This window comes from Nocardioides humi, assembly GCF_006494775.1.
Lineage (GTDB): Bacteria > Actinomycetota > Actinomycetes > Propionibacteriales > Nocardioidaceae > Nocardioides > Nocardioides humi.
The window spans coordinates 2,320,328-2,339,705 of record NZ_CP041146.1 but is presented as its reverse complement, the minus strand read 5'-3'; the positions used below and the strand labels follow the sequence as shown (position 1 = coordinate 2,339,705).

General features: G+C 72.8%; 14 protein-coding genes. 8 read left to right on the top strand and 6 right to left on the bottom strand.

The annotated features are described in order from the left end of the window. The first annotated feature begins 4 nt into the window (after window positions 1-4). The gene (locus FIV44_RS11535; RefSeq protein WP_141004562.1) at window positions 5-1,333 is read left to right on the top strand and encodes a dihydrolipoamide acetyltransferase family protein; all 1,329 of its coding nucleotides are present in this window, start codon (window positions 5-7) and stop codon (window positions 1,331-1,333) included. Between the two features lie 31 nt (window positions 1,334-1,364). Here FIV44_RS11535 and FIV44_RS11530 read toward each other — a convergent pair whose 3' ends face one another. Both FIV44_RS11530 and FIV44_RS11525 read right to left on the bottom strand, forming a co-directional pair. Further along, a complete protein-coding gene (locus tag FIV44_RS11530; protein ID WP_141004561.1) occupies window positions 1,365-1,949 on the bottom strand; it encodes a hypothetical protein in 585 nt (194 codons plus the stop codon). A gap of 361 nt (window positions 1,950-2,310) precedes the next feature. After that, window positions 2,311-3,666 (bottom strand): IS110 family RNA-guided transposase, encoded by a 1,356-nt coding sequence (locus FIV44_RS11525; RefSeq protein ID WP_219996402.1) that lies wholly within the window; start codon window positions 3,664-3,666, stop codon window positions 2,311-2,313. 337 nt (window positions 3,667-4,003) lie between these two features. Here FIV44_RS11525 and FIV44_RS11515 point away from each other — a divergent pair, with 337 nt between their 5' ends. After that, window positions 4,004-5,146, top strand: a complete 1,143-nt coding sequence (locus tag FIV44_RS11515) for a protein kinase domain-containing protein (protein ID WP_141004560.1) — start codon at window positions 4,004-4,006, stop codon at window positions 5,144-5,146. Here the strand turns inward: FIV44_RS11515 and FIV44_RS11510 are convergent. Next, the gene (locus FIV44_RS11510; protein WP_141004559.1) at window positions 5,143-6,678 is read right to left on the bottom strand and encodes an NHL repeat-containing protein; all 1,536 of its coding nucleotides are present in this window, start codon (window positions 6,676-6,678) and stop codon (window positions 5,143-5,145) included. The genes FIV44_RS11515 and FIV44_RS11510 overlap by 4 nt on opposite strands. Window positions 6,679-6,722: 44 nt before the next feature. After that, window positions 6,723-7,640 carry a LysR family transcriptional regulator gene (locus tag FIV44_RS11505; RefSeq protein ID WP_141004558.1) on the bottom strand — a complete coding sequence of 306 codons (918 nt, stop codon included), beginning with the start codon at window positions 7,638-7,640 and terminating at the stop codon, window positions 6,723-6,725. Between the two features lie 159 nt (window positions 7,641-7,799). On the opposite strand from FIV44_RS11505, the gene FIV44_RS11500 reads away from it, so the two are divergent. Genes FIV44_RS11500 through FIV44_RS11485 form a run of 4 tightly spaced genes read left to right on the top strand, consistent with a single transcriptional unit; the run spans window position 7,800 to window position 11,495 of the window. Further along, window positions 7,800-8,903 carry an LLM class flavin-dependent oxidoreductase gene (locus tag FIV44_RS11500; protein WP_141004557.1) on the top strand — a complete coding sequence of 368 codons (1,104 nt, stop codon included), beginning with the start codon at window positions 7,800-7,802 and terminating at the stop codon, window positions 8,901-8,903. Continuing rightward, window positions 8,900-9,754, top strand: a complete 855-nt coding sequence (locus tag FIV44_RS11495; RefSeq protein WP_141004556.1) for an ABC transporter permease — start codon at window positions 8,900-8,902, stop codon at window positions 9,752-9,754. Before FIV44_RS11500 ends, FIV44_RS11495 begins: the two co-directional genes overlap by 4 nt. Continuing rightward, window positions 9,751-10,467, top strand: a complete 717-nt coding sequence (locus FIV44_RS11490) for an ABC transporter ATP-binding protein (RefSeq protein WP_246086922.1) — start codon at window positions 9,751-9,753, stop codon at window positions 10,465-10,467. Before FIV44_RS11495 ends, FIV44_RS11490 begins: the two co-directional genes overlap by 4 nt. Before the next feature lie 44 nt (window positions 10,468-10,511). After that, window positions 10,512-11,495 (top strand): ABC transporter substrate-binding protein, encoded by a 984-nt coding sequence (locus FIV44_RS11485; protein ID WP_141004555.1) that lies wholly within the window; start codon window positions 10,512-10,514, stop codon window positions 11,493-11,495. Window positions 11,496-11,498: 3 nt separating this feature from the next. On the opposite strand, the gene FIV44_RS32100 is transcribed toward FIV44_RS11485, so the two are convergent. Further along, window positions 11,499-12,158: a M1 family aminopeptidase gene (locus FIV44_RS32100; protein ID WP_342778907.1), complete on the bottom strand. Its 660-nt coding sequence runs from the start codon at window positions 12,156-12,158 to the stop codon at window positions 11,499-11,501. Between the two features lie 125 nt (window positions 12,159-12,283). Further along, window positions 12,284-12,970 (bottom strand): gluzincin family metallopeptidase, encoded by a 687-nt coding sequence (locus FIV44_RS32095; protein WP_246086921.1) that lies wholly within the window; start codon window positions 12,968-12,970, stop codon window positions 12,284-12,286. A gap of 124 nt (window positions 12,971-13,094) precedes the next feature. On the opposite strand from FIV44_RS32095, the gene FIV44_RS11475 reads away from it, so the two are divergent. Next, a complete protein-coding gene (locus FIV44_RS11475; protein ID WP_141004553.1) occupies window positions 13,095-15,686 on the top strand; it encodes an amidohydrolase family protein in 2,592 nt (863 codons plus the stop codon). Between the two features lie 178 nt (window positions 15,687-15,864). Continuing rightward, window positions 15,865-19,293, top strand: coding sequence for a (Fe-S)-binding protein (locus tag FIV44_RS11470; RefSeq protein ID WP_141004552.1), 3,429 nt, complete (start codon window positions 15,865-15,867; stop codon window positions 19,291-19,293). Window positions 19,294-19,378 lie beyond the last annotated feature (85 nt).

Below are 19,378 nucleotides of genomic sequence, written 5' to 3'. Positions count from 1 at the left end.
CGCCATGACGAACGAGTTCAAGCTCCCCGACGTCGGCGAGGGCCTCACCGAGGCCGAGATCGTGGCCTGGCGGGTCAAGGTCGGCGACGTGATCGCCGTCAACGACGTCATCGTCGAGATCGAGACCGCCAAGTCCATCGTCGAGCTGCCCTCGCCCTACGGCGGGGAGGTGCTGGCGCTGCTCGTCGCCGAGGGCGCCACGGTCGAGGTCGGTACGCCGATCATCCAGATCGGCGAGCCCGGCGCCGCCACCGCCCCGGCCCCGGCCGCGTCCGGACCGGTCGTGATCGACACCAACGTGCCGCCGGAGGGGAACGCCACCCTGGTCGGCTACGGGCCCAAGCAGCGGGCGCTCAAGCGGCGGGCCCGCAAGGACGACCCCGCCCCCGCTGCCGGCTCGGCCCCCGCCCCGGCTCCGGCTCCGGAGGAGGCGGGGCGCCCGATCCGGGCGCTGGCCAAGCCCCTGGTCCGGCGGCTGGCCCGCGACCTCGGGGTCGACCTCGCCGCGCTGGTCCCCACCGGCCCGCGGGGGACGGTCAGCAAGGAGGACGTGCTCGCCGCGGCCCAGCCCGGCTCGGCCGCGGGCGGCGCCGCGCGTCCGGCGTCCGCCGTACCCGTCGCCGCCGACCCCGCCGGCCGCGAGACCCGCGAGCCGGTGAAGGGCGTGCGCAAGCAGATGGCCGGCGCGATGGTGGCCTCCGCCTTCTCCGCGCCCCACGCCGCCGAGTGGGTGACCATCGACGCGACCGCGACCGTCGAGCTGGTGGCCCGGCTCAAGGAGCGCCGCGAGCTCGAGGGGGTCAAGGTGAGCCCGCTGCTGGTGGTCGCCCGGGCCTGCCTGCTCGCGCTGCGTCGTACCCCGTTGGTCAACTCGGCCTGGGACGAGGCCGCCCAGGAGGTCGTGGTCAAGCACTACGTCAACCTCGGCATCGCCGCCGCCACCCCGCGCGGGCTGATCGTCCCCAACGTCAAGGACGCCCACGCGCTCTCGCTCGTCGAGCTCGCCCGGGCGCTCGAGGCGCTGACCGCCACCGCCCGCGAGGGCCGCACCCAGCCGGCCGACCTGGCCGGCGGGTCGTTCACGATCACCAACGTGGGCGTGTTCGGGATCGACGGCGGCATGCCGATCATCAACCCCGGCGAGTCCGCGATCCTCTGCCTCGGCGCGATCAAGCCGCAGCCGTGGGTCGTCGGCGACCAGGTCGTGCCCCGCCAGGTGATGACCCTCGCGCTGTCCTTCGACCACCGGCACATCGACGGCGCCACCGCCTCGCAGTTCCTCGCCGACGTCGCCGACCTGGTGGGCGATCCCGCGACGGCCCTGCTGTACTGACCCGGGCGGGGCGCTCGGACGTGTCGGCCGCTCAGCCGCAGGGCTCCTCGCCCCGGGTGAGCACCTCGCCGCCGAGGGTGGTCGTGATCCGGTAGCAGGTGCCGCTCGAGCGGTTGCCTGCGGAGACCACCACGGCGGCCCGGCCGTCGGTGCGCAGGATCGTCACGCCGAGGATGTCCACGGGGCCGGCGGCCGAGCGCCGCGCGGTGCGCACGTGCCCGAACATCGCGTCGACGTCGACCTCGGCGAAGGCGATCAGCCCGGGCTCGAGCGGCGCGCTCGGCGTCCGTGCGCCGTCGTCGAGGAAGGTGCTGCCCTGCAGGAACCAGCGGTGGATCTTGCCTCGCTCCGGGGAGGGGCGGTAGATCACGGCCTGGTGATCGGTGAAGCCGAAGGCCAGCGCGCGCGGCCCTTCGCCGAACTCCTCCTGGTAGAGGGCGGCGAAGCGGCGCACGCCGTCCGGGGTGAAGGAGTAGGCGGCCTCGTCCACTGGCGGCTCCGGCTCCGGCTCGGCCGGCTCGGCCGGCTCGGCCGGCTCGGCCGGCTCAGCGGCTGGTGCCCGGTCGGTCAGGCCGGTGGCGGTGGCCGGCTCGGGCTCGTCGCTCCGGACGACCACGTAGGCCGCTCCTCCCATGACCGCCAACGCGATCACGGCCCCGGCGATCGCGGCGCGGCGCGACCTCGTCGCGTGTCCGCCCGCGGGGTCGCCGCCCCGGAGGTCCTCGGTGAGGCCGGTGAGCTCGGCCAGGGTCTCCGCACGCAGCGCGAGCTCGCCCCGCCTCTCCCACTCGGGCGGGAGAGACGACCCTCGCCGTACGCCGACTCCAGGAGGCTCAGGGCCGCCATCCGGTCGGCCTCGCTCGCCCACCCGCCGCGCTCGGTCATGTCGCGACGCTACCGGGCCGCCGGCCGACCGCCCGGCCGGGATCGGGGGACGCGGGTGACCCGGATCCCCGATGAGTAGCCCTGTGTCAACGTCAGGCCGCGAGAACGGCTTGGAGCGCGTTGTGTTGGTCGGGCTGGTAGGTGGTGCCGTCTTGCCAGCAGCGCCAGATGACGCCGAGCCAGGCGCGGGCCAGGATGCGGGTGGCGTGGGGATGGTCCTTGCCGCGGGCGATGGCGTCGTTGTAGATCTTCGCGGCCCAGGGGTTGGCGCGTCGGGAGTCGCCGGCGAAGTCGCAGACCGCGTCGCGGAGCTCCTTGTTGACCGCCCACCTGTAGGTGACGGCCTTGTGCTTGCCGGACTGGCGGGTCGAGGGCGCGACGCCGGCCAGACAGGCCAGGGACGCGGCGTCGGGGAAGCGGCCGCGGACGTCGCCGATTTCGGCGAGCAGTCGCGCGGCGCGAACGGTGCCGCCACGGGGCAGGGACTGGAAGATGTGGGCGTCGGCGTGCAGGGCGAGTTGTTCGGCGATCTGGGCTTCCAGAGTGGCGATCTGCTCGACGATCTCGGTCAGGACGCTCAGCATGGCGCGGGTGACGTGGGCGCGGGCCGCGCCGTCGGGACCGACCGGTCCGCGGGGCGCATTCTGCAGGTGCGCGAACAGGTCGGCGGGGTCCTTGCGGCCGCAGTAGCCGACACTGCCAAGCCAGGCAGCCAGTCGCTTCACGCTGAGCCAGTCGGCTCGCTCCTGGCAGTCGAAGCGGGCCAGGAACTTCAGGCTGATCTGGGAGTCCAAGTCACTGAAGAGCCCGACCGCGCCGGGGAACGCGGCCTGCAGGTGCGCGCGGAGCTGGTTGCACAGCGCGACGCGGTGCTTGACCAGTTCGCGGCGGGCGCGGACGGTGGCGCGCAGGGTCTTGGTGGCCTCGCTGTTGTGGGTGAGCGGGCGGAGCCGGGTCCGGTCGGTGCGCAGGGTGTCGGCCAGGACGTAGGCGTCGAACCGGTCGTCCTTGTTGCCGGCCGAGCCGTAGCGGCTGCGCAGGTTCTTGAGCCGGTTCGGGCTGATCACGACCACGGTCATGTCCGCCTCGAGCAGGGCGTCGACGACCGGTCCGTCGCCGCGCTCGATGGCGACCTCGCCCACGCCGTGCTGGCCCAGGAACTTCACCAGGGCGCGGAGTCCGGGGCTGGTGTGATCGACGCTCTTGCGGGCGATCTCGAGGCCACGGTCGTTGACGATGCTGACCGCGTGGTCCTCGCTGGCCCAGTCCACACCGGCGGTGACACTGTTGACGGGCTCCTCAGGCAGCTCCTCAGGCAGCTCCTCAGGCAGCTCCTCAGGCAGCTCCTCAGGCAGCTCCCCAGGCAGCTCCCCAGGCAGCTCCTCAGGCAGCTGGTCGGGCAGTTTCCTACCTGTGGTGTTGTTCGGGGTGGTGCTGGCAGACTTCACGTCAGCCTCCTCGCTGCTAGACCCAGTGGGGAGGCACCCTCTTTTCGGTGCCGGGACGCATCTGTCAGTCAGCTCACTGATCGGCGCTCCCAGCCAGCCACGGGGTCGGCCTTGGCGCTCAGCCCTGTCGACGATCACGGCGTCCCGAGTGACCGCCGGGCCCTGCAGAACTCATCGTGGACCTCACTGGGTCGAGCGAGCAGGGCAGTGACCCGACGGCACCTGGGGTGCATCAGCGGCCCATCCAGGACCACCGACGCGAGGAAGGTAGTCCAGTGAGCCACGAGCCTGGGGACGACCGTTCGCCCGCTCCGCGACGAGCGGGTAGAACGGGGGGATGCCGACCCCGCCCCGCTCCGGTACGCCGGCGCCCGGCGACGAGCTCGGGCCGTACCGCATCGTGCGCTGGCTGGGCCGGGGCGGGATGGGGACGGTCTACGAGGCGGTCGACACCGTGCTGGGCCGCCGCGTCGCGCTCAAGCTGATCGCGGAGCCCCACGCCGGCGATCCCGGCTTCCGGGCCGGGTTCGTCCGCGAGGCCCGGCTGCAGGCGTCGCTGGACTCGCCGCACGTCGTCCAGGTCTTCGCGCACGGCGAGATCGACGGACGGCTCTACATCGCCGGCCAGCTGGTGCCCGACGGCGATCTCGGCACCGCGGTACGCCGGCACGGCCCGCTGCCCGCCCGCGATGCGGCCGAGCTCGTCGCCCAGGTCGCCGACGGGCTGGCCGAGGCGCACCGCGTGGGCCTGGTCCATCGCGACATCAAGGCGTCCAACGTGCTGCTGCGCCGCCGCGGCACCCACACGGTCGCCTACCTCGGGGACTTCGGCATCGCCGCCGCGGTCGGCGGCGACGGGATCGCGGACGACGTCCGGGCGCTGGTCCGCCTGCTCCGAGCCGTCCTCGCCGGTCCTCCCGGCAGCGCGCTCGAGCAGGTGCTGCGCGACCCGCCGGCCTCGGCGGCGGCCCTCCGCGACGCCCTCCGCGACGCTCTCCGCGACGACCTGCGGGCGGCCGCGACCAGGCCGTCCCGACGCCGGGCGGCGGGGACCGGAGCGGCCGCCGCCGTCCTGGCGCTGCTCGCCGGAGCGGCCGTCCTGGTCCCCGACCGCCCACCGGTGGCGGGCCGGGGGAGCCGGACGCCGCGGCCGCCCTCGTCCGCAGCCTCGAGCGGGACGCCGGCCTCGATCCGGCCACCGCGCGCTGCACCGCCCGTTCGCTGGTCGCCGCCCGCGGGGCCGGCCGGCTGCGCGACGTGCCCGTCGACGACGTGCTCGCGGCCGCCGCCGGCTGCCTGTGGCGACCCCGATCTAGTGTCCTGTCAGGCTGATTCGCCGCCATATTCGGCGGCCCTGGCACGCACCTCGCGGCGTTGGCCGCGCTCGACAGACGACCCGGTATGCCCTCGCACGGCCGCCTTGCGATGCACGCACCATGACCACCGACTATGTCAGCGCTCCAACCTGACAGGACACTAGCCGTCCGTGAGCCGGACCAACCCCACGATGGTGGCGATGTAGAGGGCGCCGTCCGGACCGAGGTAGATCGAGGCGTAGTGGTTGTTCCACTGGATGCCGGTGCCGGTGAGGCGGCTCCAGCGGGTCTGGCCGGTGCGGATGTCGATGGCGGTGACGTACCACGGGTCGACCAGGTTGCCGCCGGGCTTGGAGTAGACGTAGACGAGGCCGTTGCCGAGGGAGGCCTTCGGGACCGACGACGGCGCGACGGTCGGGTTGGTCCAGGCGACGTGGCAGCCGTCCGGGTCGATCATCACCCGGGAGACGCCGGGGGTGGTGGTCTTGCCGAGGGTCGTGGAGAGCACGCTGGAGTACCCGTAGTTGTTCTCGATGATCAGCGACTCGCCCGCGGCCACCAGGCTGTTCTCGGTCGTGCTGGCACCGCTCTGCAGCACGGGGATCGAGCAGTGCTCGCGGTCGGCGACCCCCGTGCGGCGGTCGTAGACGAGGACGTGGCTCTGCGGCTCGGCGTTGTCGGCGATCGCGATCCAGCGCTCGCCGATCAGCGTGGGCGACGTACCGGATCCCTGGGAGAGCATGCCCGGCTTCGTGCGGGTGCCGCGGTCGTAGGGGATCGCCCAGGTGATGGCCGGCGTGCCGTCGGCGGCGGCGTCGAGGCGGTAGGTCTGGTGGGTGGAGACGAAGTAGACGCCGCCGGTCTCGTCGGTGGAGACGGAGTTGAAGATCCCCTCGCCCGCCGGCAGCTGCAGCGCCCGCACCGCGCCCGTGGCGCGGTCGAGCGTCCCGACCGTGCCCTGCTGGCTGAACCACCAGACCCGGCCGTCCCAGTCGACGCCGGTCGCGACGAGGCAGTCGTCGGCGCCGAGGTGGGCGGCGAGCGGCCAGGTCCGGCCGCGGGTCAGCGTCCCGTCCGCGCCGACCGCCACCTCGGCGATCGAGGAGTCGGTCGTCGTGGCGTACGCGCGGTCCTGGCCGTCGAGGAAGAAGTACGTGCCGCCGCAGATGTCGGTGAACGGGTTCGCGGCCTTGCTGAGGTCGCGCGCGGAGAGCTGCAGCTGCGAGATCGCGCGCAGCGTGACCGGGTCGATCACCATCATGGTGAAGCCCTCCAGCCCGCCGCACAGCCCGACGATCCGGTCGCGGGAGTCGAACGCGATCGTGGCGCACTCCCGGATCCCGTACGACGCGGTGCGCACCTGCAGGTTGCGCCCGGTCGGCCCGGACCCGGCGTACGCGTCGGTGCTGTAGGGGTCGTTGTGCATGCTGCTGCGCCCGTTCGGCGCGAGGTACGGGTTCTGCGGGACCGGTGGCGCCGGGAGCGGCTGCGGGGTGACCGCCGCGCCGGTGAACCGCGGCGCGAGCAGGTCGGTGGGCAGCGACGGGATCGGCAGCCCCGGGACGGCCGGCAGCGCCGGGAGCCCGGGCAGCCCGGGCAGGCCGGGATCGGGGTCGGCCGCCGCGCGGGGCGCGGTGCCGAGCGACAGGGCGAGGACGGCGGCGATCCCCGAGGCCGCGACGCGGAGCAGGAGCATCCCCGGAGAGTAGAACGCGTTCCAGTTCTTGGGAAGGGCCGGCGTCAGGCGGGTGCGGCGTACCGCGTGTAGTCCCGGGCGCGGCGCACCAGCGCGGCGTGGAGGCCGCGGACGACCTCGGGCTGGGGGACCCCGCGACGGGTGCAGGCCACCAGGGTCACGGTGGGCGGCTCGCCGTCGATCGCGCGGTAGGTGATCATCCCGCTCTGCTCGAGCGGGTGGCCCATCACGGTGAAGTCGGGCAGCAGGGTGAAGCCGATGCCCTGCGCGACCAGCGCCTTGCCCAGCTCGGCGCCGTCGGCGGTGTAGCAGACCTCCGGCATCGCCGGCCCGAACCACCGGTGCGCGAAGCGGTTCATCAGGTAGCCCGGCCGCATCTCGACGAAGGGCTCGGGGCGCAGGTCGTCGGCGGTGAGCGTGTCCCGGGCCGCCAGCGGGTGGTCGGGGGTGAGCACCGCGACCGGGCGGCCGTGGATGAGGTCGGCGCGGGCGACGTCGGGTGGTACGTCGTCGCCCTCGAGCACGTTGACCAGGCCCAGGTCGAGGGAGCCGGCGGCGATCTCGGCGAAGATCTCGGACTGCTGCATGTTGCGCAGCTCGACGGTGACCTCGGGGCTGGCCGCGCGGAACCGTCGTACCGCGGGGATGAGCAGGGTGGAGCTGGCGGCCTGCACGGTCCCGACGTGGATCACCCGGGCGGCGGCGGCCTGCTCGCGGGCGGCCGCGCGGATCCGCTGCACCGCGTCGATCGCGTCGACGATGTGCGGGAGCAGGTCGCGGCCCCGCCTGCTGATCCGCGCGCCGGAGCGACGGCGGTCGAGGAGGGTGACGCCGAGCTCGCGCTCGAGCCGCATGATCGACTCCGAGAGCGCCGGCTGCGAGATGTGCAGGTGCTCGCTGGCGCGTCGCAGCGACCCGTGCCGGGTGATCGCGTCGATGTACTCGAGCTGCTCGATGCGCATGGCGGGACTCCTCCTGGACGGCGTGTTCCTCGGCTGCAAGCGATCGTGGAGCCCTATCGCCCCACCGTGAGATCCCATGGCGGAACCAGCGGGGAACCCTTGCATCGACCTAATCCTAGTAGTTCGATTGAATTAAGCACTTTGTGAGCGAGGAGTTCGATGTCCCTGAAGTTCAACTGGTTCCTGCCGACCAACGGCGGCGACGGTCGCCAGGTCGTCGGCGGCGGCCACGGCGTCGACGCCGGCCCGGCGGGCCGTCCGGTGACCGTGCCCTACCTCGGCCAGATCGCCCGCAGCGCCGAGCAACTCGGCTTCGAGTCGGCGCTGGTCCCCACGGGAGCGTGGTGCGAGGACGCCTGGGTGACCACCGCGATGCTGTCCCAGGTCTCCGACAGCCTCGGCTTCCTCGTCGCGCTCCGCCCGGGCCTGATGTCGCCGACGCTGGCGGCGCAGATGGCGACGAGCTTCCAGAACCTCTCGCGCGGCCGTCTGCTGCTCAACGTCGTCACCGGCGGCGAGAGCGCGGAGCAGCGCGCGTTCGGTGACTTCCTCGACAAGGAGGGGCGCTACGCCCGCTGCGACGAGTTCCTGACCGTCGTACGCCGGCTCTGGGACGGCGAGACCGTCGACTTCGCCGGCGAGCACGTCCGGGTCGAGGGCGCGCGACTCCACCAGGTCCCCCACAAGCGTCCCGAGATCCAGTTCGGCGGGTCCTCGCCGGCCGCGGGCCTGGTCGCCGCGCGGCACGCCGACGTCTACCTCACCTGGGGCGAGCCGCCGGCCGCCGTGGGCGAGAAGGTCCGCTGGATCCGCGAGCTCGCCGCGCAGGAGGGCCGCGAGCTGAGCTTCGGCCTCCGCGTCCACGTCATCAACCGCGACACCTCCGCGGAGGCCTGGGCCGAGGCCGACCGGCTGCTGTCCGGCATCGACGACGCCGCCATCGCCGAGGTGCGCGCCGGGCTGGCCCGCAGCGAGTCCGTCGGCCAGCAGCGGATGCTCGACCTCAGCGGCGGCACCCGCGACGACCTGGAGATCCACCCCGGCCTGTGGGCCGGGATCGGGCTGGTCCGCGGCGGCGCCGGCACGGCGCTGGTCGGCAGCCACGAGGAGGTCGCGAACCTGATCGAGGAGTACCACGCCGTGGGCATCGACCAGCTCGTCCTCTCGGCGTACCCCCACCTCGAGGGCGCCTACTGGTTCGGCGAGGGCGTGCTGCCCGTCCTGGAGCAGCGCGGCCTGTGGAAGCGGCCGGTGGCGGCATGAGCGTCGACACCGCACCCCGCGGTCTGGTCTCCGCCGGCGTCGGTACGCCGGCCGCGCGCGGCCCGGCGCGGCCCCGCCGGCGGAGCATCGCGCTGCCCTACCGGCTGCTGCGGCTGCTGAGCCCGCTCATCCTGGTCGGCCTGTGGCAGCTCGCCTCCTCGACCGGCGTACTGAAGGAGAGCACGTTCCCGGCGCCCGGCACCGTCGTCGAGACGACACGCTTCCTGTGGGAGAGCGGCCAGCTGCAGGACGCGATCCTGGTGTCCCTGCGCCGTGCGGCGCTCGGCTTCCTGCTCGGTGGCGGCCTCGCCGTCGTCCTCGGCGCCCTGGCGGGGCTGAGCCGGCTCGGCGACGCGCTCGTCGACCCGTACGTCCAGATGCTGCGCGTGCTGCCGCTCTTCGGGCTGGTGCCGCTGTTCATCATCTGGTTCGGCATCAAGGAGGAGCCGAAGATCTACCTGGTCGCCCTCTTCGCGCTGGTGCCGCTCTACCTCAACCTGGTGGCCGCCCTGCGCGGCGTCGACCGCGACCTCCAGGAGGTCGCGGTGTCGCTGCGGCTGAGCCGCTGGGAGCGGCTGCGCCACCTCTACGTCCCCGCGGTCCTCCCCGGCGCCCTCGTCGGCCTCCGGCAGTCGCTGGGTGCCGCGCTGGTCGCGCTGGTCGTCGCCGAGCAGGTCAACGCCGGCGCCGGCCTGGGCTACCTCATCAACAACGCCCGCGACTTCCTGCGCACCGACATCATCGTGGTCGCCCTGCTCTGCTACGCGATCCTCGGCCTGCTCACCGACGCCGTGGTGCGGGTCCTCGAGCGCGCGGCCGTGCGCTGGCGCGAGGAGGGGGTGTCGGCGTGAGCGAGATCGTCGCCGCCGCCCACGGCGTACGCCGCGCCTTCGGCGACCACGTCGTCCTGGAGGGCATCGACCTCGAGATCCGCACCGGCGAGTTCGTCGCGCTGCTCGGTCGCTCCGGCTGCGGCAAGTCCACCCTGCTGCGCATCCTCGCCGGCATCGACACCGGCGCCGAGGGCGAGGTCGTGGGCGGCCGGGAGCCCGCGGTGGTGTTCCAGGACCCCCGGCTGTTCCCCTGGCGACGCGTGCTCGACAACGTCAGCCTCGGCCTCCGCGGCGCCGATCCCCGCGGTCGCGCGGAGCGGGTGCTGGCCGAGGTCGGCCTCGCCGGCCGTGAGCGGGCCTGGCCGCGCCAGCTCTCCGGCGGCCAGCGCCAGCGCGTCGCCCTCGCCCGCGCGCTCGTCCGCGAGCCCGACCTGCTGCTCCTCGACGAGCCGTTCAGCGCCCTCGACGCGCTCACCCGGATCTCCGCCCAGGAGCTCGTGCAGACCCTGGTCGAGACCCACCAGCCCGCCGTCCTCATGGTCACCCACGACGTCGAGGAGGCGCTGCTGCTCGCCGACCGCGTCCTGGTGATGGACGCCGGCGGGCTGGTCCACGACGAGCGCATCGACCTGCCGCGGCCCCGCCGCCGCGACCACCCCGAGATCGTCCGCCGCCGCGCCGCCCTGCTGGGGCTGCTCGGCGTGGACCAGGGCGCCCCGGCCTCCGCCTGACCGGCCCGCGCCCGCCCACCCCTCCCGAGAAGGACAGAGATTCCATGCTGCACACCAACCGAACCCGCCTGCGCCGCGCCCTCGCCGGCACCGTCGCCGCGATCGCCGCCGTGGCCGGCCTCAGTGCCTGCGGCTCCGGCGACGCCGACGCCTCCGGCGACAAGCCCGTGCTCCGGGTCGGCGTCCAGAAGGACGGCGTCCGCGCCGTGCTCCAGGAGGCGGGTCTGCTCGACGACCTGCCCTACGAGATCGAGTGGGCGGAGTTCACCGCCGGACCGCCGATCGTCGAGGCCGCCTCCGCCGACCAGATCGACGTCGCGTGGGTGGGCTCGGCGCCGCCGATCTTCGGCGCCGCCGCCGACGCGAACTTCAAGATCGTGGCGCAGGTGCAGGAGCGCGACCAGAAGGAGAACTCCATCCTCGTGCCCTCCGGGTCCGACATCGCCGACGTCGCGGGCCTGAAGGGAAAGAAGGTCGCGGTCGGCAAGGGCACCTCCGCGCACGGGCTGCTCCTGCAGGCGCTCGAGCGCAACGGCCTGACCCTCGACGACATCGAGGCGAACTACCTCGCCCCGGCCGACGGACTGGCCGCGTTCACCTCCGGCGAGGTGGACGCCTGGGTGGTCTGGGACCCGTTCGTCACCCAGGCGATCGAGCAGAACGATGCCGTCGAGATCACCGGCGGGGCGCCCGACGAGCAGGGCGTGCAGTTCGAGATCGCCTCGTCGAAGTCGCTCGAGGAGCCCGAGACCCGCAAGAGCATCGAGCACTTCGTCAAGCTCCTCCAGGAGGCCTGGGTCTGGGCGATCGACAACGCCGACGCCTGGGGCGACGGCTGGGCCGCCGAGTCCGGCCTGGCTCCCGAGATCACCCGGGCGGTGGCGAGGAACAAGGCCGCCGACTTCGGCCCGGTCACCCCCGAGACCATCGCGGCCGAGCAGGCCCTGGCCGACGCCTTCTTCGAGGCCGGCGAGCTGCCCAAGCAGATCGACTTCGCCTCGATCGTGGAGCCCGGCCTGATCGACTGATCGTCAGCCCCGCTCCGGGGTGGTCCGGCCGAGCAGCCAGGCGTCGAAGAACGACGACAGCTCCTCGCCCGTCGTCTCCTCGATCCAGTCGACGTACTCCCGCCGGTCGGCGGTGTCGTTGGCCCGGCCGGCCGGCCACTCCCGGAGCACCTCGAAGAACCGCTCGTCCCCGATCCGCTCCCGCAGCTCCTGCCACATCAGGGCCGGGCCGTAGTAGATGTTGCCGTCGCCGAACTGCGCCGGGTCGTAGGCGCCCGGAGGGCCGGCGGCGGCGCGCAGGTCGGGCTCGAAGCCCGCCCAGTCGTCCATCTTCTGCGCGATGGGGATGCCCTCCTGCTCGGCCTCCCACATGCCTTGGAGGTACATCGCCATGCCCTCGTTCATCCACACGTCGGACCAGTCGGCGGGCGTGACCGTGTCGCCGTACCAGTGGTGGGCCGCCTCGTGCACGATCACCGCGGCGGAGAGGCTGTACGGCGTGTCGCCCAGGGTCACCATCGTCTGGGTCTCCATGCCGCTGTCGTTGTCGACGACGAGCAGGCCGAAGCTGTCGAACGGGTACGGCCCCAGGATCTGCTCGAGCCAGTCGATCGCCTCCGGCGCGTAGGCGGTCTGGCCGGGCGTCGCCTCGCCGTCGGCGTCGGTCCAGATCTGGATCGGCACGCCGCTCGACGACTCGAGGTCGGTGTGCTGGAAGTCGCCGAACGCCACCGTCACCAGGTACGACGACGCCGGCTCCGCGAGGTGCCAGCTGTTCACGCTGCGGCCGCCCTCGGTCGTCGAGGACGTCAGCACGCCGTTGGCGACGCCGGACCACGGCGCCGGGACGGAGAGGGTGAAGTCGTAGAGCGCCTTGTCGGACGGCTGGTCGTTGACGGCGTACCAGGTGAAGGCGCCGTAGGGCTCCTGCAGCGTCCACGTCTCGTGCTCGGGGTGATGCTCCACCCGACGCCCTGCGCGAAGTCCCGGCGGGCGCTCGGCGCGGGCGCGGTGGCCGGCGTGCCGGCGTACTCCAGGACCAGCTCGTACTGCTCATCGGCCGTGATCGGGTGCTCGACGGCGAGGTCGTTGCCCTCGACCTTGAACGTGGCGGGGGTGCCGTCGACGCTGACGTGGCTGATCGCGAGCTGCTCGTTGAAGTCGAGCGGGATCCGCTCGGCGTCGCCGGTGGCGCGGAAGGTCAGCGTCTCCTCGCCGGCGAGGTGGTCCTGCTCCGGGTCCCAGGTGAGCCGCAGGTCGTAGTGCAGGGCGTCGACGAGCGGGTTGCCGATGTCGGGGTAGACCGAGTCGGCGCGGGTGTCGTTGCGGGCGATCGCGAGGTCGCCCGCCGCCGCGGTGTTGCTGGGGGAGCTGGTCGGGGACGCCGGGCCGTCGGTCTCGCCCGGTCCGTCCGGGTCGTCGGTGTCGCCGCCGCCGCAGGCGGCGAGGACGAGGCAGAGCGCGAGGGAGAGGGCCGCCGTCGCGCCACGAGTCATGGCGCCATCATGCCCGGCGACGGAATCTGACACCGATTCACGTTAGCGGCGTCACCGAAGCGTCGGACCCTCGTTGGAGGGTGACCGGGGTCACTCGGTGTGCCTGGAAGGTGGAGGTGGAGCGGTGTCGGAGGAGCAGGTCGAGCCCACGAGCGCGTGGCGACGGGTCGGACTCGCGGCGCTGGTCGCGCTGTCCGTGGTCGGGGTCGCGCTCGCTGTCCCGACGGTCGGCCCCGGCGACGGCACGACCACGCTGGCCGCGGCCGCCGAGCAGCAGAAGTCCGACCTCGGCGTGCCCCACGACGACGCCCTGCTCGCGCCGCACGACCACAACGACCCCGCGACCAAGAACGACGTCTCGCGCGGCCTCGCCGTCGGCGCCGACGCGGCCGCCGCGGTCGACCCGACCACCGCGGCCGAGCGGAAGGCCGCCGCGTCGTACGTCGACCGCGAGCGCGCGCTCCCCGACCCGAAGCTCGTCCCGACCGCGGCCCACCCGCCGCGCACCGCCGTCCCCGCCGACCGGTTCGCGATGGCCGGCGGCTGCTACACCCTCAGTGCGTCCGGCGCGACCTTCGGGCCCTACTACTTCAAGGCGACCCGCCTCGGCGGCTACCTGCTGCACACGGCCACGGGCGAGCTCACCCGCAACCCCAACGGCTCGGTCGCGCTCGCCGCCCAGCCCGGCCCCCGCGCCGACTGGACCGTCTCCGGCGGCTCCGGCACCTTCACCTTCCAGATCGACGGCGCCGGCGCCCTCGTCGCGCAGGGCGGCGCGCTCGCCAGCGGCGCGACCGGGACGACCTTCCAGGTCCGCCTCGCCACCGGCTGCCCCGACTACCCCGAGGCCGACGTCAACGTGAGCGGCGCGCCCTTCGGTGGCACGACGCCCTACCAGGAGGTGCGCGGCTTCGTCGACGCCCACACCCACGGCATGGCCTTCGAGTTCCTCGGCGGCAGCCTCCACTGCGGCCGCCCCTGGCACGAGTACGGCGCGCCGTACGCGCTCCCCGACTGCTCGGCCAACCCCGTGGCCGGCGCCGGCACGATGGCCGTCGAGTCGGTGCTGTCGGGCGGGGTGGCGCTCGACCCGGTCGGCTGGCCGACGTTCAAGGACTGGCCGGCGCCCGACGCGCTGGTCCACGAGGGCACCTACTGGCGCTGGCTGGAGCGGGCGTGGCGCGGCGGACAGCGGCTGTTCGTCAACCTGCTGGTCGAGAACAACCAGCTCTGCCGGCTCTACCCGGTCAAGCGCAACTCCTGCGACGACATGGACTCCATCCGGCTCCAGGCCGAGGACATGTACCGGATGCAGGACTACATCGACGCCCAGTTCGGCGGCCCCGGCAAGGGCTTCTACCGGATCGTGAAGGACCCCTACGAGGCCCGCCGGGTGATCAACGCCGGCAAGCTGGCCGTCGTCATGGGCATCGAGACCTCGATCCCGTTCGGCTGCACGTTCAAGAGTCTCCTCGGCCGCGACCGGCCGGCCTGCACGACCGCGGAGATCGACAAGAGCCTCGACGAGATGCAGGCGCTCGGCGTCCGCCAGATGGAGCTGGTCAACAAGTTCGACAACGCGCTCGCGGGCGTGGCCGGCGACGCCGGCGAGACCGGCGTCCTGGTCAACACGGCCAACTTCCTCGAGACCGGCACGTTCTGGGCGATGGAGCACTGCGACCCCGTCGACGGCGAGTCCGCCGACAACCCGCAGCTCACGCTGCCCGACATCACCGCCGGCCAGCAGGACGCCCTGTTCGGCGCGCTCGGCAAGGTGCTCGGCCTGCTGCCGGCGCTGCCGCTCTACCCGCAGCCCGCGCACTGCAACAGGCGCGGCCTCACCGACCTCGGCGTCCACACCATCGCCGGGCTGGCGAAGCGGAAGATGGTCTTCGACCCCGACCACCTCTCCGTGAAGGCGCGGGCCGCGTCGATGGACGTGATCGAGGACCTGCGCTACCCGGGCGTCATCTCCAGCCACTCCTGGTCGACCCCGGACACCTACCCCCGGATCTACCGCGCGGGCGGGTTCGTCACGCCGTACGCCGGCGACTCCACCGGCTTCGTCGCGAAGTGGCGCCGCCACCTCGGCTGGGCCGACTCGCGCTACTACTTCGGGTTCGGCTTCGGCGCCGACATCAACGGGCTCGGTGCCCAGGGCAACCCGCGCGGGGCGAACGTCGCCAACCCGGTCCGCTACCCCTTCACCGGTCTCGGCGGCGTCACCGTCGACCGGCAGCGCGCCGGCCAGCGGGTGTGGGACATCAACACCGACGGCGTCGCCCAGTACGGCCTCTACCCCGACTGGGTCGAGGACCTGCGGCAGGTCGCCGAGGCGCAGCGCCGCGGCGACGGCGCGAAGATCGTCGACGACATGGCGCGCGGCGCCGAGGCCTACCTGCAGATGTGGGAGCGCGCGTACGGCGTACGACCGGACTCCTGCCGCAACCCCGGCCTGCGGATGTCGCTGAAGAAGGCGAAGCGGCTCGCCCAGCAGATGAAGCGCAAGCACCTGACGACCGCGCAGGTGATGGCGAAGGTCGGCCAGCCCTACCAGCGGCTCGGGAAGAAGTACGTCTTCTGCGTGAAGGCGAAGAAGGCGAAGGGCGCGAAGGCGAAGGGTGCGAAGAGCGGGCTGACGAAGGCCGGGAACGCGACCGTCGTGGTCAAGTTCAACGCCCGGGGCACGGTGAAGAAGGTCAAGATCCGCCGGTGAGGTGCGGATCACGGCAGCGACAAGTTACTTGCCGGTAGTATCCCTGGTGGCCCTGCTGCCGGGCGTGCGCGGGTAAGGCATACCTATCATGATCGGCCCCGCTCGTCGGCACTAGGCTCGTCGGGCGCACTCCCATGCGCCCCCTGACTCCGTGGCCGATGAGGAGCTGTTGGACACCATGCAGATCGTTGCGATCGTCGTCTCCCTGGCCGTCTCGGTCGTCGCCGTGGCGCTGACCGCACGGGCCGTCGGTGCGATGCTCGGCGTGATCCGGCGCGGCCAGCCGGCGCCCGGGCGCACCGGCAACCCGCTCGGTCGCACGATGACGATGGTCAAGGAGACGATCCTCCACACGAGGATGCTGCAGTGGACCTGGGTCGGCGTCCTGCACTGGTTCGCGTTCGCGGCGTTCCTGTTCCTCTCCACCGCCGTCGCGGCGGCCTTCCCGCAGCTGTTCTCCCCGGAGTGGACGATCCCGGTCATCGGCAAGTGGGTCGTCTACGAGTGGACCGCGGAGCTGCTCGGCCTGCTCGGCACCCTCGCGATCATCCCGCTGATCGTCTACCGGCTCACCCACCGGCCCTCGGAGATGGGGCGCAAGAGCCGGTTCTTCGGCTCCACGATGTGGCAGGCGTACTTCGTCGAGGCGATGGTCCTCCTCGAGAGCTCGGCGATCCTGTTCATCCGCGGCGCGGAGTACAACCTCGCTCAGGCCCACGGCGGCGAGCACGCCGAGCACGCCACCGGCGCGCACTTCCCGATCTCCCAGGCCTTCGGCAACCTCTACCCGACCGGCCACGACGCGATCGGCTCGCTCGAGAACATCGTCTACGTCATCGCGATGATCAAGATCGTCTCCGCGATGGTCTGGCTCATCGTCATCTCGACGAACCTCACCATGGGCGTGGCCTGGCACCGGTTCACCGCCTGGTTCAACATCTGGCTCAAGCGCGACGACAGCGGCCGGACGGCGCTCGGCGCGGTCAAGCCGCTCACCTCGGCCGGCAAGCCGATCACCCTCGACGACGTCGACGACCTCGACGAGGACGCCGTCCTCGGCGCCGGCTCCATCTGGGACTTCTCCTGGAAGGACATCCTCGACTTCACGACCTGCACCGAGTGCGGTCGCTGCCAGTCGCAGTGCCCCGCCTGGAACACCGAGAAGCCGCTGTCGCCCAAGCTGATGATGATGGCGATGCGGGAGGAGGCGTACGCCGTCGCGGGCGGCGCCGAGCAGCGCGCCCTCGTCGGGTCCGCCGGGCGCGACCAGAGCGAGGGTGTCGACGACTGGTTCTACATGCCCGAGGGCGGCGACTTCGTCGTCGACGAGGACGCCCTGTGGGCCTGCACCAACTGCGGTGCCTGCGTCCAGCAGTGCCCCGTCGACATCGAGCACGTCGACCACTTCGTCGACATGCGCCGCTACCAGGTGCTCGTCGAGTCCAACTTCCCCTCCGAGCTCAACGGCCTCTTCAAGGGCCTGGAGAACAAGGGCAACCCGTGGAACATGTCCGCCACGGCGCGCCTCGACTGGGCCAAGGACCTGCCCTTCGACGTCAAGGTCGTCGGCGACTCGATCGAGTCGCTGGACGAGGTCGACTGGCTGTTCTGGGTCGGCTGCGCCGGTGCGTACGAGGACCGTGCGAAGAAGACGACCCGCGCCGTGGCCGAGCTCCTCGACCTCGCAGGCGTGTCGTTCGGCGTACTCGGCAACGGGGAGACCTGCACCGGCGACTCCGCCCGCCGGGCCGGCAACGAGTTCGTGTTCCAGGGCCTGGCCCAGCAGAACATCGAGGTGCTCACCGACGCCAAGGCGAAGAAGGTCGTCTCGACCTGCCCGCACTGCATGAACACCCTCAAGAACGAGTACCGCCAGCTCGGTCTCGAGCTCGAGGTCATCCACCACACCCAGCTGCTCAACCGCCTCGTCCGCGAGGGCAGGCTGACCCCGGTGGCGACCGGTGCCGGCGCGCACGAGCGCAAGGTCACCTACCACGACCCCTGCTTCCTCGGCCGCCACAACCAGGTCTACACGCCCCCGCGCGACCTGCTCCAGATCCTCCCCGGCGCCGAGCTCGCCGAGATGGAGCGCAACTCCGAGCGGTCCTTCTGCTGCGGCGCCGGCGGTGCCCGCATGTGGATGGAGGAGACCATCGGCGAGCGGATCAACCTGAACCGCACCGCCGAGGCGGTCGGCACCGGTGCCGACCAGGTCGCCGTCGGCTGCCCCTTCTGCCGCGTGATGCTCTCCGACGGCCTCACCAAGATGCAGGCCGACGGCGAGGCCCGCGAGGAGGTCGAGGTCCTCGACGTCGCGCAGATGCTGCTCGCCTCGGTGAAGGGCGAGATGGCCACCAAGCTCGCCCCGGGTGCCGGTGCCCCGCTGCAGCCGAAGAAGGCCGCCGCTCCGGCCGAGGCCAAGCAGTCGGTCGCGACCAAGGCGGATGCGAAGCAGGCGGGGAGCGCAGCGACCGACGCCAAGCCCGAGGCCGGCGACGTGACCCTCACCGAGGACACCGTCGTCGCCACCGAGGACGTCGGCCCGGCGGCCAAGGCCTCCGGCGGGTCGTCGATGTTCGACGACCCCGGCTCCATGTTCGACGACCCGGCGCCTGCTGCGTCCGCTGCTCCTGCTGCTCCTGCTGCTCCGGTCGAGGAGAAGTCGGCCGCGCCCGCCGACGGTGGCTCGCTGTTCGACGACCCGGGCTCGCTGTTCGACACGCCCGCTCCGGCTGCCGAGAAGTCGGCGGCCCCGTCCGCTCCGGCGGCTTCGGCGACGCCGGCGGCCGAGGAGAAGCCGGTGTCCGGAGGCTCGCTGTTCGATGAGGGCGGCTCGCTCTTCGACACCCCGGCCCCCGCTCCTGACCCGGCCGCACCGGCTGAGGAGAAGCCGGAGGAGAAGCCGGCGGAGACGAAGCCGGTCGCGGACCTCGGCGCCGGCGGCTCGCTCTTCGACATCGCCGCCCCCGCGCAGGAGGCCCCTGCGCCCTCCGAGCCCGCCGCTCCGGAGCCCGCCGCTCCGGCACCGGCTGAGGCGTCCGCTGAGGCGCCCGCCGCGGCGCCGAAGCCCGAGGCCCCGGCGGAGCCGACCCCCTCGGTCGACCTGAACGCCGGCGGCTCCCTGTTCGACATCGCCGCCCCCGAGCCAGCCCCGGCCGCCGCGACCCCCGCTCCTGCCCCGGCTCCGACGCCCGAGGCGGAGCCGGTCGAGGCCGAGGCCCGCGCCGAGGAGGCGGAGGTCGTCGCCGACCCGCCGGCCCCCGAGCCCACTCCGGCCGCGACCTCGTCGGCCACGGCGAACGCGCCGAAGACGGACGTCGACATCAACGCCATGGGCTCGCTGTTCGACATCGCCGCTCCCGAGCCGACCGCCGCCAAGGCCGCAGCTGCCCCGACGCCGTCCCCCGCCCCGGTCGCCGAGCCGACCGCCGAGCCGGTCGCCGAGCCGACCCCGGAACCAGAGCCCGAGGCAGCCCCCGAGCCGGAGCCAGAGCCCGAGCCCGAGAAGCCGGCCGTCCCCGCCCCGAAGCCGGCGTCCTCCGGCGAGGCCCACCAGCCCCGCACCGACACCGACATCAACGCCGCGGACTCTCTCTTCGACCTCTGAGCCGGCACCACCCGCCACATCCGTCACAGCCGGAGGGCGTTCCATGCGCTTGTCAGGCGTTGCAACCCCTGACAAGCGCATGGAT